This is a genomic window from Microbacterium sp. H37-C3 (genome assembly GCF_027157935.1).
Classification (GTDB): Bacteria; Actinomycetota; Actinomycetes; order Actinomycetales; family Microbacteriaceae; genus Microbacterium; species Microbacterium plantarum.
Window position 1 is genome coordinate 16,765 of record NZ_JAPVLR010000007.1, and the last position, 14,555, is coordinate 31,319.

Sequence of the window (14,555 nt, forward strand, 5' to 3'; positions counted from 1 at the left end):
TATGCCCGGGTCAGCTCAGAGCGTCGATGACTTCGGCGCGTCGCTGCGGAAGGTCGCGGGTCGCGGCATCCCAGATGCGCGTCATGCGCGACGGTGAGAAGTGCGGCCAGCCGGGGTCGCCCGCGCGAATGAAGGCGACCCACGCCGCGTGCATGTCGCGCGCGAGATCGGCCGGGGCGTCCGGTCCCGCGAGCAGCAGCGCCTCGGGGTCGCTGAGCCGGTCGAAGGCGAAGCCGATCTCAAGCGCGTGCGCGGCATCCAGACCCCGAACCGGGCTGCGCCAGGCGAACTCGTAGACAAACGTCGGTGCGGTGCGCGCACGGGCGACGCGGGTCGCGGGGGCGCGCAGCATCCGGTCGGTGAGCAGCTGCCCCAGAACCTCACCGGGCGATGCGCCGGGGAATGAGCGTGCGACGGCCCGGGCCGCCCGCTCGGACACCCCCATCGCGCGCCGCGCCACCCACGCCGTGAGCCGCCCGATCCGGGCGATCGCGTCGGGGGTCAGCCACAGGCGGTACTCGTCGGTGTTGGTCCCGATCATGATGGGCAGCTCCGCCGACGTCAGCGCGACCTCGGGCACCTCGGGCAGCGACTCATCGTCGAGGGCGAGGACGAATCCCGGCGCGCCGCGCAGCGGGCTCGAGCCGGCCGAGGCCCGCGACCGCGCGCTCAGGAGATCGGCGGTGGACGTTGCGGCGAACGCGTCGCGCGTCGTCGGGATGCCGAGCTCGCGGGCGATCGCGTCCGACGCCCGGCGCGCCTTGTCGGGCTCCGCAGCTTCGAGCGGCCCCGACTGGATGATCGCGCCCGCGACGAGCGCCCGCGACCGTGGTTCGCTCACCAGCGCCGCGACGAGGGCGCCGCCGGCCGACTCGCCCATGAGGGTGATGCGGGCCGGATCGCCGCCGAACGCGTGGATCTCGTCGCTGACCCAGCGCAACGCGGCGGCGGCATCCCGCAGCCCGAGGTTGAGGGGAACGTCGTCGAGCACGCTGAATCCTTCGACACCGAGGCGGTAGTTCGCTGAGACGAAGACGATGCCGTCCCGGGCGAAGGTGGTGCCGTCGTAGATCGTCTGCGCGGCGGCGCCGCGTTCGAGAGCGCCGCCGTGCAGCCACAGCACGACGGGGGCGTCCGTCGCTCCCACCGGTGCCCACACGTTGACGGTGAGGATGTCGTCGCCGTCGATCGTCGGCACCGTGAGCAGCTCGCCGAGCTCGCCCGCGTACGGGGTCTGCGGCGCCGTGGGGCCGAACCGTGTCGCGTCGCGCTCGCCGACCCACGGATCGACCGGCTCGGCGACTCGGAAGCGGCGCTCGCCGACGGGCGGTTTCGCGTACGGGATGCCGAGGTAGCGGTCGACCCCGTTCGTCCGCGAGCCCCGCAGCTCGCCGCCGCTGATGGTGACCCGCGCTTCGTCCGAGACGACTTCCTCCGGCATCCCTGCTCCCTTCGTTCTTCTCACCGTATGAAAGCCGCTTATGAGGCGTCCCGGAGCAGGTCTGCCCCGGGCGGCGTGATCAGCGGATCGTCCAGGGCGCACGCTCATTCGGCTATGTGCGTGCGCTCTCGCCGGTTCTAACGTGTGAAATCCGGCTGCTACCCGAGCAGCTTGTCGCACACATGCAAAGGGGCATCGATGTCTACTCCACCCCGGCGGCTCCGCGGCCGTCGCCTTCTCCCGCTGGCGGTCACCGTCGCCGTCATCGCGCCGCTCGCGGCCTGTTCCGCGCCGGCCGACGAGGGTCCGGTCACCCTCACGTTCCAGACCTGGGTGCCCGGTATCGACCAGGCCGTCGATCTCTTCAACGAGCAGCACGACGACATCCAGGTCGAGCTGCAGACGATCGTCTCGGGCGCCGAAGGCGGCTACGCCAAGATGCTCTCGGATGTCCAGGCCGGCAACCCCGCGGATGTCGCCCAGGTCGGCTACGACCAGATGCCGACGTTCCTCCTCAACGGCGCCCTCGAGGACATCACGGACTACGTCGGCGACGAGGTCGACGTCTTCTCCGACTGGCAGATCGGCGCGACGACGTTCAACGATCGGGTGTACGGCATCCCGCAGGCGGCCGGGCCGATGGGGCTCTACTACCGCTCCGATGTGTTCGCCGAAGCGGGGATCACCGAGGCCCCCGCGACGTGGGACGACTTCTACGCGGCCGCCGTGGCGGTGCGGGCGACGGCGCCCGACCGATACATCGCGGCGTTCGCGCCGAACCAGGCGGCCTGGATGGAGGGCCTCGCCGAGCAGGCGGGCGAGCCCTGGTTCCAGGTCGAGGGCGATGCCTGGAAGGTTGCGATCGACAACCCCGACACCCTTCGCATGGCCGAGTACTGGCAGCGCCTCATCGACGAAGACCTCGTGAAGGTTCAGGCCGACCTGTCGAGCGAGTGGTTCGCCGACGTGCAGGCCGGGCGCATTGTGTCGTGGATGAGTGGCTCGTGGGCCGACGCGATCATCCGCAACAACGCACCCGAGACCTCGCGGCTGTGGTCGGTCGGACTCATGCCGCAGTGGGACGCGGCGAACCCCCGCTCGGCGAGCTGGTCGGGCGGTTCCGCGAACGTCGTGCTGAAGGGGTCGGCGCACCCCGAGCAGGCGGCCGAATTCGCCCTCTGGCTCAACAGCAACCTCGACAGCGTGAGCCTGCTCACCGAGAACGGCGCCGGCTGGCCCGCGATCGCCGACGTCGACTCGATCCCCTCGATCCAGTCGGCCCCCGAGGTGTTCGAGTTCTTCGGCGGCCAGGACATCTGGGACGTGTTCGCCGAGTCGAACGAGCAGGTCGCGCGCGACTGGCAGTGGCCGCCGCTGGTCGACGCCCTGAACGCCAGCCTGCTCGACGAGGTCGCCGCCGCCGTCGAGTCGGGCACCCCGCTCACCGAGGCCTATGCCGCGGTGCAGGAGCGCATGGTGGCCGAGATGACGGCGAAGGGGATCTCGGTAGCCGACTGACCCGAGCGGGGCGGACGGCAGCGACGCCGCCCGCCCCGCCCGGTCGCGCCCCGAAGGGAATCGCATGCACACCACCCGAAGCCGGCTGTCGCTGTTGCTGCTGCTCGGCCCGTTCCTCCTCGCCTTCGCCGTCTTCTACGTGGCGCCCATCATCTGGGCGATCGTGCAGAGCCTGTTCTCGGTGCGTGCGAGCGGCCTCGGCCTCGGAGCGCCGGAGACGCTCTTCGTCGGCCTCGACAACTACGTCCGGGCACTCGCGAACCCCGCGTTCGTCTCGAGCCTCGGACGCATCGCCGTCTTCGCCCTCATCCAGGTGCCGCTGATGGTCGTGCTCTCGGCGGTGCTCGCGCTGCTGCTGGAGTCGACCCGGGCGCGCTGGCCGCAGTTCTTCCGCGTCGCGTTCTTCATGCCTTACGGCGTGCCCGGCGTCATCGCCTCGCTGCTGTGGAGCTTCCTCTACGTGCCGAGCACGAGTCCGATCCTCCAGGGGCTGTCTGCCGTCGGCATCTCGGCCGCCCCGATCGAATCGGGCACCGTCATGTTCGCGATCGCGAACATCGGCATCTGGACGTTCGCCGGCTACAACATGCTCGTCCTCATCGCGGCGCTCCAGGCCGTGCCCGCCGACCTGTACGAGGCCGCGCGAATCGACGGTGCGGGCGAGTGGCGCATCGTGTGGGAGATCAAGCTCCCCCTGCTGCGTCCCTCGCTCGTCTTGACCACGGTGTTCACGATCATCGGCACGCTGCAGCTTTTCGTCGAACCCCTGGTGCTGCGGCCGCTCACGACCGCCATCAACACCGACTACACGCCGAACCTCGCCGCCTACAACCAGGCGTTCACGCAGAGCAATCCGAACCTCGCCGCCGCGATGGCCGTCATCGTGGCCGTCATCGCCTTCGTGTTCTCGTTCGTCTTTCTGCGGCTGGTCAACCGGAAGGGGAACCGCGCATGGTGATCGCGCCCGTCACCGAATCCACCCGCTCGGTCACCACCGGCGCGGCATCCGATCGTCGGGATCGCCGGGCGGCTCGCCGCACCGGGGGACCGGGCGTGGGGTTCTGGGCATCGCTGCCGACCCTCGCCGTGCTCGTCACCGCTCTCGTCTACTTCGCGCTGCCGGTGGTGTGGGTACTGTTCGCCGCGACCAAGAGCAACGCCGACCTGTTCGGCTCGTTCGGACTCTGGTTCAGCGATGCGCCGCAGCCGCTGACCAACCTCCAGAACCTCTTCACGACCGATCGCGGCATCTATACGCAGTGGCTGCTCAACAGCCTGTTCTACTCGGGGCTCGGCGCACTCATCGCGACGATCCTCAGTGGTGCGGCGGGCTACGCCTTCGCGAAGTACGCCTTCGCCGGACGTGAGGCCGTGTTCGCGATGATCCTCGGCGGCGTCCTCGTTCCCGCGACGGTGATCGCCCTGCCGACCTACTTCATGTTCAATGCGGTGGGCCTCACCGGCACGTACTGGTCGTTCCTGCTGCCGAGCATCGTCAGCCCGTTCGGCGTCTACCTCTGCCGCATCTACGCCACCGCGGGCGTGCCTGACGAGGTCATCGAGGCCGCGCGCCTGGACGGCGCCGGCGACGTGCGCATCTTCGCGACCATGGCCACCCGCATGATGGCCCCGGCCCTCGTGACGGTGTTCCTCTTCCAGTTCGTGGGAATCTGGAACAACTACCTGCTGCCGCTCGTCATGCTCAACGACGCCCGCACGTTCCCGGTCACCCTCGGGCTCATGCTCTGGAACGGTCAGACGCAGCGCGCACCCCTGTACTACGAGCTCGTCGTCACGGGAGCCGCCGTCTCGGCCGTGCTGCTCATCGTGGTCATGGCCGCTCTGCAACGATTCTGGCGAGCCGGTCTCACCGCCGGCGCGACGAAGGGATGACCCGATGACCCGCTATCTCGGCTCCGGACACGAACCAGCCCCCGACACCCGGGCGCTGACGGGCGCCGTTTCCGCCCACCTGCCGCCGCGCCTCACGATCACGCTGTGGGACTTCTCCTGGTACACGCGAGCCGGCGCGGGCGAGCCCTACGCCGACCTCGGCGCCGCGCTCGACGAAGCGGTCGACCGTGGCTACAACGCCATCCGCATCTGCGCGGCGCCGCTGCTGCTGTTCGGCGGTCTCGGGCTCGACGACCGCGCGAGCGACCTCGAGATCGAAGGGCTCGGGCGCTCGCCGCACGGTGAGGTGTTCGGCAACGGAACGCGCTGGTACGACGTGCCCGGCGGCTACCGGCTCGACCTCCGCACGCGCTTCTTCGACCTGCTGCGCGGTGCCCGCGAACGCGGCATCGTCGTCATCCTCGCGAGCTGGGAGTACCAGCAGTCGCCGGCGTTCGCGGCGGACGAGCGCTGGTTCCGCGCGATCGACGCCGTGCCGCTCGAAGAGCGCTACGACCTGCTCGCATCCGCCACGATCCGGATGCTCGATGAGATCGAGGCCGCGGGTCTGGCCGACACGATCGCCTTCGCCGAGCTCCACAACGAGGTCGACTTCTCGATCGTCCCCGCGTTCGCCGACGGCGGGGATGCCGCCCTCGACCGGGTGCGTGCCGCGCACCCCGGTCACCTCGTCACCGCCAGCTACGGCAAGGCCCACTTCCTCGACCTCGCGGGACTCTCCGAGCGGTTCCAGGTCGGTCAGCTGCACGTCTACGCCTACGGCGTGCTCGACGCGCTGCAGCGGCGCATCGACATCCGCTCCGAAGGCACCGACGGCTTTCCGGGCGAGGCCATGCGAGCGCTGCTCGTCGACGACGCGCCCTCGTTCGCCGAGTACGGCCGCGCCGCCGACTGGAAGTTCGAGGCTACCGTCATCACCGATCAGCAGATCTACGGGTACGACTGGGTCGACCCCGATCTGTGGGACCGCTGGCTCTACAACCACTACGGGCTCTACCGCGAAGAAATGCTGCGTGAGATCGGGTCACGGGTGACGGCGCTCGCCGCATGGTCGCGGCGCCGCGGCATACCGGCCGTCGTGGGGGAGGGGTGGGTCGGCTACACCCCGCTCCGGGCCGACTTCGAAGACGGGCCGGTCGGAACGGAGCTCGCCGAGCACGGTGTACGCACCGCGCTCGAGCACGGGGTGTGGGGAATGGTGCTCAGCTCGAACGCGGCGCCGCATCATCCGCATTGGTCGGATGTCGCGTGGCAGCGACGCCTCAACGCCGAGATCCTCGCGGCTCCGACGACGGCGACGCGCGACCGCGGCTGAGCGGGGTCATCCGCGACGCTCCTGCCGGTAGCGGCTCGGGCTCATCCCGTGCACGCGTCGGAAGTGCCGCGAGAAGTAGAACGGGTCGCTGTAACCCACCTCGGTCGCGATCTGGCCGACGGTGCGGTCGGTGCGCTCGAGAAGAGTGCGGGCCGCCGTCATCCGGAGGCCCGTGTGGTAGGCCAGGACGCCGCCGCCCGTCGCGCGCCGGAACAGCGACGTCAGATGGGATGCCGAGACGCCGACGAGGGCTGCCAGCTCGCTGACCGGCACCGCGCTGTCGAGCCGCTCGGACAGGAACGTCATCGCGCGTTCGAGCGGGTCGCCGCGCTCGGGCAGCGCCTGGTCTGACGCGAGCTGCGTCATGAGCTTGAACGCTGCGCCCGTGACGGCGACCAGACGCACCGGCGATTGGTCGCGTTCGAGCCCGCGCACGATCTCATCGAGCAGCGACACCGCACGCTCGACGCTGTGCAGTCGCACGATCGGGCGCGCGGCTGTCGTGCCGATCGCCGCGGTGAGGTCGTCGACGTCGGAGCCGACGACATGGCACCACCAGATCGTCCAGGGGTCATCGGCATCCGCGCCGTAGGCGTGCGGCGTGCGCGCGGGGATCACCACCGCGGTCCCGGCCGGCACGCGGTGGCGTGTGCCGGCGATCTCGAGCCATCCGGCGCCGGCCGTGCACACGATGACGATCGTCGTGCGGATGCCGCGCTCGCGAGTGCGCCCGTGATCGGCGGCGTGCGGGAACCAGCCGGCATCGGTCACGACGAGTCGGCGGGTGACCGGTCGCTGCAGTGCGGCGGTGATGGCCGGCGCGGGCACGACGCACAGGCGTTCGCCCGCGAAACCGTCTGAGATGGCCATGATCGTCATCCTGGCATATCGGCGGATCGTCCAGGTGCACGGCCGCTTCCGCCATGTCGCGGCCGCGCTCGCTCGGCGACGCTGGAGGCATGCATTCGACCTCGACATCCTCGCTGCGTCTTCCCGAGCCGCCCGCGGACGAGCAGGCGACGCTCGACGACGGCGGCGTGGCCGTCTGGGAGCAGCCACTCGCGATCCCCACGTACGAGCCGGCGCAACCGGAGAAGCTCCCGATGTTCTTCGACCGTCGGGTCTACCAGGGGTCGAGCGGGCGGGTGTACCCGCTGCCGTTCACCGAGCGGATCGCCGCCGAGCCGCGCGACCGTGACTGGCGGGCCGTGCACCTCGAGAACCGCTGGATCCGGCTGGTGCTGCTTCCCGAGCTCGGCGGCCGCATCCACATCGGCTACGACAAGAGCGCCGACTACGACTTCTTCTATCGGAACAACGTCATCAAGCCCGCCCTCGTCGGGCTCGCCGGGCCCTGGGTGTCGGGGGGTGTCGAGTTCAACTGGCCGCAGCACCACCGGCCCGCGACCTTCCTGCCGATGGAGAGCTGGATCGAGCGCGAACCCGACGGGGCGGTCACCGTCTGGATGTCGGATCACGACCCCTTCGCGCGCATGCGCGGCACCCACGGCATCCGCCTGCGCCCCGACAGCTCGCTGATCGAGCTGCGGGCCCGCCTGCACAACCGCACCGAGGTGCCGCAGACGTTCCTGTGGTGGGCGAACGTCGCGGCGCGCGCGCACGAGGACTACCAGTCGTTCTTCCCGACCGACGTCCGCTATGTCGCCGATCACGCTCGTCGTGCCGTCACGGCTTTTCCCCGGGCCGACCGCCCGTACTACGGCGTGGACTACCCGGGTAGGGTCGACGCCGCCCACCCCGATGCCGACCGCATCGACTACTACGGCAACATCCCCGTGCCGACGTCGTACATGGTGGTCGAGACACGCGACGACTTCTTCGGCGGCTATGACCATGCCGCCGGTGCGGGCTTCGTGCACTGGGCGGACCGCCGCATCGCACCGGGCAAGAAGCAGTGGACGTGGGGCAGTGCCCCCTTCGGCCACGCCTGGGACGACCAGCTGACCGACGGCGACGGCCCGTACGTCGAGCTGATGGCCGGTGTGTACACCGACAACCAGCCCGACTTCGCCTACCTCGCACCCGGCGAGGTGAAGACGTTCTCGCAGTTCTGGTTCCCGATCACCGGCATCGGCGCGGCGCACCAGGCGACGAAGGATGCTGCGGTCTCGGTGCGTCTCGAAGCGGGGCGCGTGCACGTCGGCGTCGCCGTCACCGGGGCCGTACCCGCGGCCCGGGTGCGGGTCACCGTCGGGGCCGACACCGCGGAGCGTGTCACCGACCTCGAGCCGGGCCGGCCCTTCGTCGACTCGATGCCCTGCCCGGCGGGAGCGGGTGCGACCGATGTCGAGGTGGTCGTCCACGACGGCGATCGCGAGCTCATCTGGTGGCGCCCGCGCGCTGACCACGACGCCGCGCCCGAGCCTGCCGTTGCGACCGAGCCGCCGCTGCCCGCAGACATCGCTTCAGCCGACGAGCTGTACCTCACGGGCGTCCACCTCGCGCAGTACCGCCACCCAACGCGGCATTCCGAGCCGTACTGGGAAGAGGCGCTCCGCCGTGACCCCGGCGACGCGCGCTCGAACACGGCGCTCGGCGCCTCCGCCTACGGCCGCGGTGAGTACGACGCTGCCGCCGCATACCTGCGCACCGCTGTCGATCGGCTGACCTTCCGCAACCCGAATCCCGCCGACGGTGAGGCGCACTACCGCCTCGGACTCGTCGAGACGCGTCGCGGCCACGATGAGCGTGCGTACGATGCGTTCGCGAAGGCCGCGTGGGACGTGCGGTGGGCCCACCCCGCCAGCGTGCAGATGGCTCTGCTCGACGCGCGAGCCGGGCGCGACCTCGCCGCGCTCGGCCGCCTCGACGATGCGCTGCGTCACGGGTCGGACGACCCGCTCGCACGGAACCTTCGGGTGCTCGTGCTGCGTCGCCTCGGGCGCGAGGCCGAAGCCGAGGCGGAGCTCGCCGACCTCGGGCGAAGCGATCGGCTCGACGTGCTCACCGCCTACCTCGGCGGGTGCGGCCTCCCCGACGACGGTCTCGTGCTGCTCGACCTCGCCGGAGACCTCGCCCGCGCGGGGGAGCGCGACGACGCGCTCGCCGTGCTCGCCGCCGCGGCCGCGAGCCCGGCGGCCGGCACGGGAGGCGTCGCCCCGGTCGCCGAGTACGTCCGGGCGCGTGTGCTCGCCGAGGCGGGTGAGACGGATGCCGCGGCCGAGGCGCGCCGTCGCGCGCAGTGCGCACCCGCCGACTGGGTGTTCCCCGCGGGGCTCGACGCCTACGACGCTCTCGACGCTGCCGTGGCCGCGGATCCGACGGATGCGCGCGCCCGATCGCTGCTCGGCATGTGGCTCTACGACCGCGGACGCCGAGCCGACGCGCTGGTCCAGTGGCGTGCTGCGCTCGACGATGCGACGCGCGACGGCGTGCTGCTGCGCAACGCCGCGCTGGCCACGGCGGAGGTCGGGGGCGACCTCGAGGCGGCTGCCGTGCTGTACGACCGGGCCGTCGAGGTGAGCGACGACCCCCGGCTCTGGTTCGAGCTCGACCAGCTCGCGCAGCGGCGCGGCATCTCCGCAACCGCCCGGTTGGCCAGGCTCGAGCCGCACCGCGACCGGCTCATCGTGCGCGATGACCTCCTCGTGACGGTGGCCGACCTGCTGACGATGGTCGGGCGACCCGCCGAGGCCATCGACCTGCTGCTCAGCCGTCCGTTGCAGCCGTGGGAAGGCGGCGAGGGCGTCGCGATCCGCGCGTTCGCCCGGGCGTCGATCGCGCGCGCTGCGGAGGTGGAGCCGGATGCCGCGCAGGCCGCGCAGGCCGCGGCCATCCTCGAGCGGGCTCTCGACGCTCCGCGATCACTCGGCGAGGCCTGGCATCTGCTCGACAGCCGGGCGGCCCTGTGGCTGCGTCTCGGGCGGCTTCGAGCAAATCTCGGTGAGACGGCGGCGGCCGATGACGCGTGGCGGGCGGCGATGGTGGAGGCGGCAGCGGCGGAGGTCGACGCCGACACGCTCGATGGGGCGCGGGCTGCCCGTGCCCGAGGCGATGACGCTGCTGCGGCCGCCCTGCGGTCGCGAGTCGTGGCGCGGGTGACCGAGCTGCGCTCAGCTCCGGCACGGGTCGACTACTTCGCGACATCGCTACCCGAGACGCTGCTGTTCTCGCTCGACCCGGCTGAGGCAGCGGGCCGCCGGGCCGACGACCTCTCCGCGGCGCTCGCCCGCTACGACGAGGAGATCGACGCGCCTCCCGCAGAAGCGCCGACGACCGGATCTGCGGGTCAGCGGGTGCACGCATGAGCGGCATCCCCGATCGCATGATGGCGAGCGTGCTGGTCGCGCCGGGTCGTCTCGAGGTCCGCGACATGCCGGTACCGGTGATGGAACCGGGCGACGTGCTCGTCGAGCTCACCGCCGTCGGGCTCTGCGGGTCCGACGTGCACTTCTTCGAGCACGGCCGGGTGGGCGACCTCGTCGTCGAGAGCCCCCTCATCCTCGGACACGAGGCCGCCGGGGTGATCGCCGCCGTCGCCTCTCCCGCCGACGCGCACCGGATCGGAGAGCGGGTCGCGATCGACCCTCAGCGTCCCTGCCGTTGGTGCCCGGCGTGCCGGGTGGGGCGGACGAATCTGTGCGAGCGGATGCGGTTCCCCTCGGCACCGCCCGAGAACGGTGCGTTCGCGCGCTACCTCGCGGTTCCCGGCGACGCGGCGCACCCGCTGCCCGAGACGATGAGCGACGACGAGGGCGCGCTGGTCGAGCCGTTGTCGGTCGGCATCGCCGCCGTGCGCAAGGCCGGGGTGGTGCCGGGCTCGAGGGTGCTGGTGGCCGGTGCCGGTCCCATCGGCATCCTGACCGGCGCCGCGGCGCGCGCGTTCGGCGCTGCCGAGGTCGTGGTGGTCGATCCGGTCGACGCTCGTCGACAGGTCGCACTCACGCACGGGGCGACGCGGGTGCTGGAGCCCGCCGAGGTGGCGACACTCGACGGGCGGATGGACGCGTTCATCGACGCGTCCGGCGCCCGCGCGGCGATCGCCGCCGGGTTGCGTTCGCTCCGCGGCGCCGGCCGCGCCGTCCTCGTGGGCATGGGATCAGCGACGGTCGACCTCGACCTCTTCCTGCTTCAGAGTCGCGAGCTCGTCGTCGAGGGGCTCTTCCGCTATGTGGACACCTGGCCGCTCGCCATCCAGTTGGTCGCTTCGGGTGCCGTGCGCGTGGATGACCTCGTCACCGCACGCGGCGGTCTCGATGACCTCGCCGACTTCTTCAGGCGCAACTCCGACCCCGACACGATGAAGTTCCTCATCGACCCGCGCGTGCGCTGAGGCACGCCGTCCGGGCGTGGGGCGGCGGCGCGATAGCGTCGACGATGATGAGCAATCCCTTCACCGAAGTACCGGTCCTTCCCGTCGTCATCCCTTTCGGCATCGTGGTCTTGGCCGTGCTCCTGGCCGTGCTGTGGGCTCGGCGCAGCTTCTCGCTGCCTCGTGCGGCCGTGGCCGCGGCGGTCGCCGTCTACGCGGCGGGCATCGTGGGCAACACGATCTTCCCGATCTTCCTCGACAAGCCCGATTCGGGGGTGCCCTGGACGCCGGGTCTGGCGCTGATCCCGTTCGCCGACTACGAGCTCGACGACGCGCTGATGAACATGCTCGTCTTCGTGCCGCTCGGCATCCTGATTCCGCTCATGCTCGCCCGGCCGACGTGGCTGAAGGTCGTCGGCGCGGCGGCGATCACGAGCCTGACCGTGGAGTCGCTGCAGCTCGCTGCGCAGGCGTACTTCGCCGGCGGACACATCGCCGACGTCAACGACTTCCTCTCGAACGTCGCCGGCGGTGCCCTCGGCTACGGCCTGCTGCTTCTGCTCGCGCGCGTCCCCGCGCTGGCGCGGCTCATCGACCTGTTCCGCTGGTCCCCGCAGCCGCAGTCGCGCACCGGGAACAGCGCACACGAGACGGCCGCCACCCGCGGCTGAGGCCTCAGCGTCCCTGACGCTTCTTGTACGGCTTGGGCTGTCCCTTCACGATGGGGGCGCGACCCGAGCCCTTCGACGCCTTGGCCTTTCCACCGCCCGACGCCTTCTGCTTCGGCGCGACAGCCGGCGCGGGCGCCGCGGCGACCTCGGCTCGGGCGTCGGCGAGCAGGAGGGTGCCGGCCGGGGTCAGGCGCGGCTTGCCGCCGTCCTTCGTGAACAGCGGATGTCCGACCTCTTCTTCCAGGCGGTCGATCGACGAGTACAGCACGGGAAGCGACACTCCGAGCTTCTCCGCAGCGCGCGGGAAGTGCAGGGCATCGGCGGCCGCGACGAAGTGGACGAGATCGCGGATCTTCATGGGTCACCTTCCATCGCGACGGACGAGCGCCGAACGCAGCGAACGCAGCAGCAGCAGAAGGCCGCCGAGCCCGACCACACTACCCAGGAACGGAAACACCGACACCGAGTCGGTGAGCAGTGGACCGTGCTGAACGACGCCCATCATGACGCCGACGATGACCAGGGTGGCTCCCACGAGTGTCGTGGTGAGGCGTCCGGTGAGCGACTCGACCCACGAGCGGTCGTCGGGGGACTCCAGAGCGCGGAGTCGTACGGTGAGGCGGCCCGACTCGAGGTCGCTGAGGATGCCGTCCACGCGGCGGGGCAGCTCACGCGCTCGCTCGAGCCCGAGCTGCAGCTGCACCTGAGCGGTCATCGCCGCCGAGCGCGGATCGCCCATGTGCAGGGCGTACTGCGGGGCCCGAGAGAGCGCGCGCTTGATCATGTCGTAGTCGGGATCGAGGCGCCGCAGCGTCCCCTCGATCGCGCCGAGCGTCCGGAACCCCAGCAGCAGACCGGGCGGGAGTGCGAGTCGGTGGCGCCGGAGCACCTCGATCAGTGCGGTGAAGAGATGCTGGTCGGAGGTGGAGTTGTGCAGTCGTGTGAGGATGACGCCGATGTCGTGCTGAAGTGCTCCGACATCGAGCTCGGCGTCGCCGCGCGGCTTCACGAGCATCAGGACGGCATCCGTTGCACCGGAGTCGTCCTCGTTGTGCAATGCCACGAGCATCGGCAGCAGCAGGCGCCGCATACTGCGTTCGATGATCCCGACCGACCCGAAGTCGATGAGGGCGACGATCCCGTCGGGCTGCAGGATGAGGTTGCCGGGATGCAGGTCGGCGTGGAAGACCCCCCGCAGTGCGATCTGCCCGACGATGACGTCGAGCACGGCGTCGGCGATGCGCGTCGCCTCCGCGGGCGCGACGGCGCCCGGCGCGTCGCTTCCGGGCTCGGGCAGCCGGCTGAACGGGATGCCCTGGACGTGCTCCATCACGATCAGCTGCTCGGTGCACAGGTCGGGATAGACGTCTGGGATCCGCACCGCGCGAGCGTCGGCGGCCGTCATCGAGTCGCGCAGCATCTCCATGTTCGAGACCTCGACGCGGTAGTCGAGCTCTTCGCGCAGAGCGGCGGAGAACTGCGCGGCGAGGGCCGAGGCGCCGACATCCTTCGCCCACGTCGTGCGCCGCTCGAGGTCGGCGGCGGCACGCTCGATGATGTCGAGGTCGGTGGCGACCTGCGCGCGCGCCTTCGGTCGCTGGATCTTCACCACGACGGCGCGTCCGTCCTTGAGCCGTGCGCTGTGGACCTGACCGACGGATGCCGCTGCCAGCGGCGTCTCGTCGATGCCGGCGAAGACGAGTTCGATCGGCCGGCCCAGCTGCTTCTCGATCGCGGCCTTGGCCTCCGGCCAGGGGATGGGCGTCGTGTCCATCTGCAGCGAGGCGAGCGCACTCGTGATCTCGGCGGGGAGCAGATCGTTGCGGGTGGACAGGATCTGACCGAGCTTGACAAAGGTCACGCCCGCGTCGTCGAGGGTGGCCGCGAGGGCCCGGGGCAGTTCGGCGCGCGCCGACTCGCTGCGCATGCCGCCGAGGCCGTGCCGCGAGGCGATCGCGACGATACGCGCGTACCTCACGGCCCGGCGGCGGCGGTGCAACGCCTCGCGGACGTAGGTGACGGGACCGACCGGCGGCCGCGCCGGCCACATGAGCTCGAGCGTGATGAGGGCGATGAGGACGATCGCGAACAGCCAGGCCAGCACGAGCAGAACGAAGCCGAAAGCGACGGGCTGATCCGTGAGCAGCCCGCCCTGCTCCTGCAGCACGCCCGCGCCGCGCAGCACCCAGATGCCGAGCGGGCCGAAGACGACGAAGACGATGAGCGAGACGAGGGGACCGCGCACCCAGCCGACACGCGCCTCGAGCGCCCTCTTGGCGAGCCAGGTGGCCGCGATCGAGAAGACCACCGCGGCGATGGTGAAGAGCAACCACTCCGGCATCGATACCCCCTCGAGTCCGTCGACCTGCTTCGAGGCTAGGGCACCGGGCTCCGTCGCGCCGGGCCGATCATGCGATCTCGGCG

Annotated in this window: 11 protein-coding genes; 7 read left to right on the top strand and 4 right to left on the bottom strand. The window is 71.0% G+C overall.

Going from position 1 to position 14,555, the window contains the following annotated elements; all coding sequences use genetic code 11:
* Positions 1–10: 10 nt before the first annotated feature.
* Positions 11–1,441: a carboxylesterase/lipase family protein gene (locus O1W71_RS15175; RefSeq protein ID WP_269268683.1), complete on the bottom strand. Its 1,431-nt coding sequence runs from the start codon at positions 1,439–1,441 to the stop codon at positions 11–13.
* Positions 1,442–1,639: 198 nt separating this feature from the next.
* On the opposite strand from O1W71_RS15175, the gene O1W71_RS15180 reads away from it, so the two are divergent.
* The 4 genes from O1W71_RS15180 to O1W71_RS15195 all read left to right on the top strand — a co-directional run bounded on the left by O1W71_RS15180 (position 1,640) and on the right by O1W71_RS15195 (position 6,188).
* Positions 1,640–2,959: an ABC transporter substrate-binding protein gene (locus O1W71_RS15180; protein WP_269268684.1), complete on the top strand. Its 1,320-nt coding sequence runs from the start codon at positions 1,640–1,642 to the stop codon at positions 2,957–2,959.
* Positions 2,960–3,023: 64 nt separating this feature from the next.
* On the top strand, positions 3,024–3,917 hold the full coding sequence (locus O1W71_RS15185) for a carbohydrate ABC transporter permease (protein ID WP_269268685.1): 894 nt from the start codon (positions 3,024–3,026) through the stop codon (positions 3,915–3,917).
* Positions 3,911–4,852 carry a carbohydrate ABC transporter permease gene (locus O1W71_RS15190; RefSeq protein ID WP_269268686.1) on the top strand — a complete coding sequence of 314 codons (942 nt, stop codon included), beginning with the start codon at positions 3,911–3,913 and terminating at the stop codon, positions 4,850–4,852. The genes O1W71_RS15185 and O1W71_RS15190 overlap by 7 nt, the downstream gene beginning before the upstream one ends.
* A 4-nt stretch (positions 4,853–4,856) precedes the next feature.
* Positions 4,857–6,188, top strand: coding sequence for a cellulase-like family protein (locus O1W71_RS15195; protein WP_269268688.1), 1,332 nt, complete (start codon positions 4,857–4,859; stop codon positions 6,186–6,188).
* A 6-nt stretch (positions 6,189–6,194) separates the two neighbouring features.
* Here O1W71_RS15195 and O1W71_RS15200 read toward each other — a convergent pair whose 3' ends face one another.
* A complete protein-coding gene (locus tag O1W71_RS15200) occupies positions 6,195–7,058 on the bottom strand; it encodes a helix-turn-helix transcriptional regulator (RefSeq protein ID WP_269268690.1) in 864 nt (287 codons plus the stop codon).
* Positions 7,059–7,147: 89 nt separating this feature from the next.
* Here O1W71_RS15200 and O1W71_RS15205 point away from each other — a divergent pair, with 89 nt between their 5' ends.
* The 3 genes from O1W71_RS15205 to O1W71_RS15215 are packed head-to-tail and all read left to right on the top strand — an operon-like array spanning position 7,148 to position 12,131.
* On the top strand, positions 7,148–10,456 hold the full coding sequence (locus O1W71_RS15205) for a DUF5107 domain-containing protein (RefSeq protein ID WP_269268691.1): 3,309 nt from the start codon (positions 7,148–7,150) through the stop codon (positions 10,454–10,456).
* A complete protein-coding gene (locus tag O1W71_RS15210) occupies positions 10,453–11,481 on the top strand; it encodes an alcohol dehydrogenase catalytic domain-containing protein (RefSeq protein ID WP_269268692.1) in 1,029 nt (342 codons plus the stop codon). Before O1W71_RS15205 ends, O1W71_RS15210 begins: the two co-directional genes overlap by 4 nt.
* Before the next feature lie 44 nt (positions 11,482–11,525).
* Complete coding sequence (locus O1W71_RS15215; protein WP_269268693.1) at positions 11,526–12,131, top strand: VanZ family protein; 606 nt, start codon at positions 11,526–11,528, stop codon at positions 12,129–12,131.
* A 4-nt stretch (positions 12,132–12,135) separates the two neighbouring features.
* Here O1W71_RS15215 and O1W71_RS15220 read toward each other — a convergent pair whose 3' ends face one another.
* Both O1W71_RS15220 and O1W71_RS15225 read right to left on the bottom strand, forming a co-directional pair.
* Positions 12,136–12,489 (bottom strand): helix-turn-helix domain-containing protein, encoded by a 354-nt coding sequence (locus O1W71_RS15220; RefSeq protein ID WP_112617045.1) that lies wholly within the window; start codon positions 12,487–12,489, stop codon positions 12,136–12,138.
* A 3-nt stretch (positions 12,490–12,492) separates the two neighbouring features.
* On the bottom strand, positions 12,493–14,472 hold the full coding sequence (locus O1W71_RS15225) for an ABC1 kinase family protein (protein ID WP_269268694.1): 1,980 nt from the start codon (positions 14,470–14,472) through the stop codon (positions 12,493–12,495).
* Positions 14,473–14,555 lie beyond the last annotated feature (83 nt).

What these genes read in the sequence shown, in the direction of transcription:
- O1W71_RS15200 (WP_269268690.1), bottom strand. Translation starts at nt 7,058, where the DNA reads ATGGCCATCTCAGACGGTTTCGCGGGCGAACGCCTGTGCGTCGTGCCC.
- O1W71_RS15195 (WP_269268688.1), top strand. Translation starts at nt 4,857, where the DNA reads ATGACCCGCTATCTCGGCTCCGGACACGAACCAGCCCCCGACACCCGG.
- O1W71_RS15185 (WP_269268685.1), top strand. Translation starts at nt 3,024, where the DNA reads ATGCACACCACCCGAAGCCGGCTGTCGCTGTTGCTGCTGCTCGGCCCG.
- O1W71_RS15190 (WP_269268686.1), top strand. Translation starts at nt 3,911, where the DNA reads ATGGTGATCGCGCCCGTCACCGAATCCACCCGCTCGGTCACCACCGGC.
- O1W71_RS15215 (WP_269268693.1), top strand. Translation starts at nt 11,526, where the DNA reads ATGATGAGCAATCCCTTCACCGAAGTACCGGTCCTTCCCGTCGTCATC.
- O1W71_RS15210 (WP_269268692.1), top strand. Translation starts at nt 10,453, where the DNA reads ATGAGCGGCATCCCCGATCGCATGATGGCGAGCGTGCTGGTCGCGCCG.
- O1W71_RS15220 (WP_112617045.1), bottom strand. Translation starts at nt 12,489, where the DNA reads ATGAAGATCCGCGATCTCGTCCACTTCGTCGCGGCCGCCGATGCCCTG.
- O1W71_RS15205 (WP_269268691.1), top strand. Translation starts at nt 7,148, where the DNA reads ATGCATTCGACCTCGACATCCTCGCTGCGTCTTCCCGAGCCGCCCGCG.
- O1W71_RS15225 (WP_269268694.1), bottom strand. Translation starts at nt 14,472, where the DNA reads ATGCCGGAGTGGTTGCTCTTCACCATCGCCGCGGTGGTCTTCTCGATC.
- O1W71_RS15175 (WP_269268683.1), bottom strand. Translation starts at nt 1,441, where the DNA reads ATGCCGGAGGAAGTCGTCTCGGACGAAGCGCGGGTCACCATCAGCGGC.
- O1W71_RS15180 (WP_269268684.1), top strand. Translation starts at nt 1,640, where the DNA reads ATGTCTACTCCACCCCGGCGGCTCCGCGGCCGTCGCCTTCTCCCGCTG.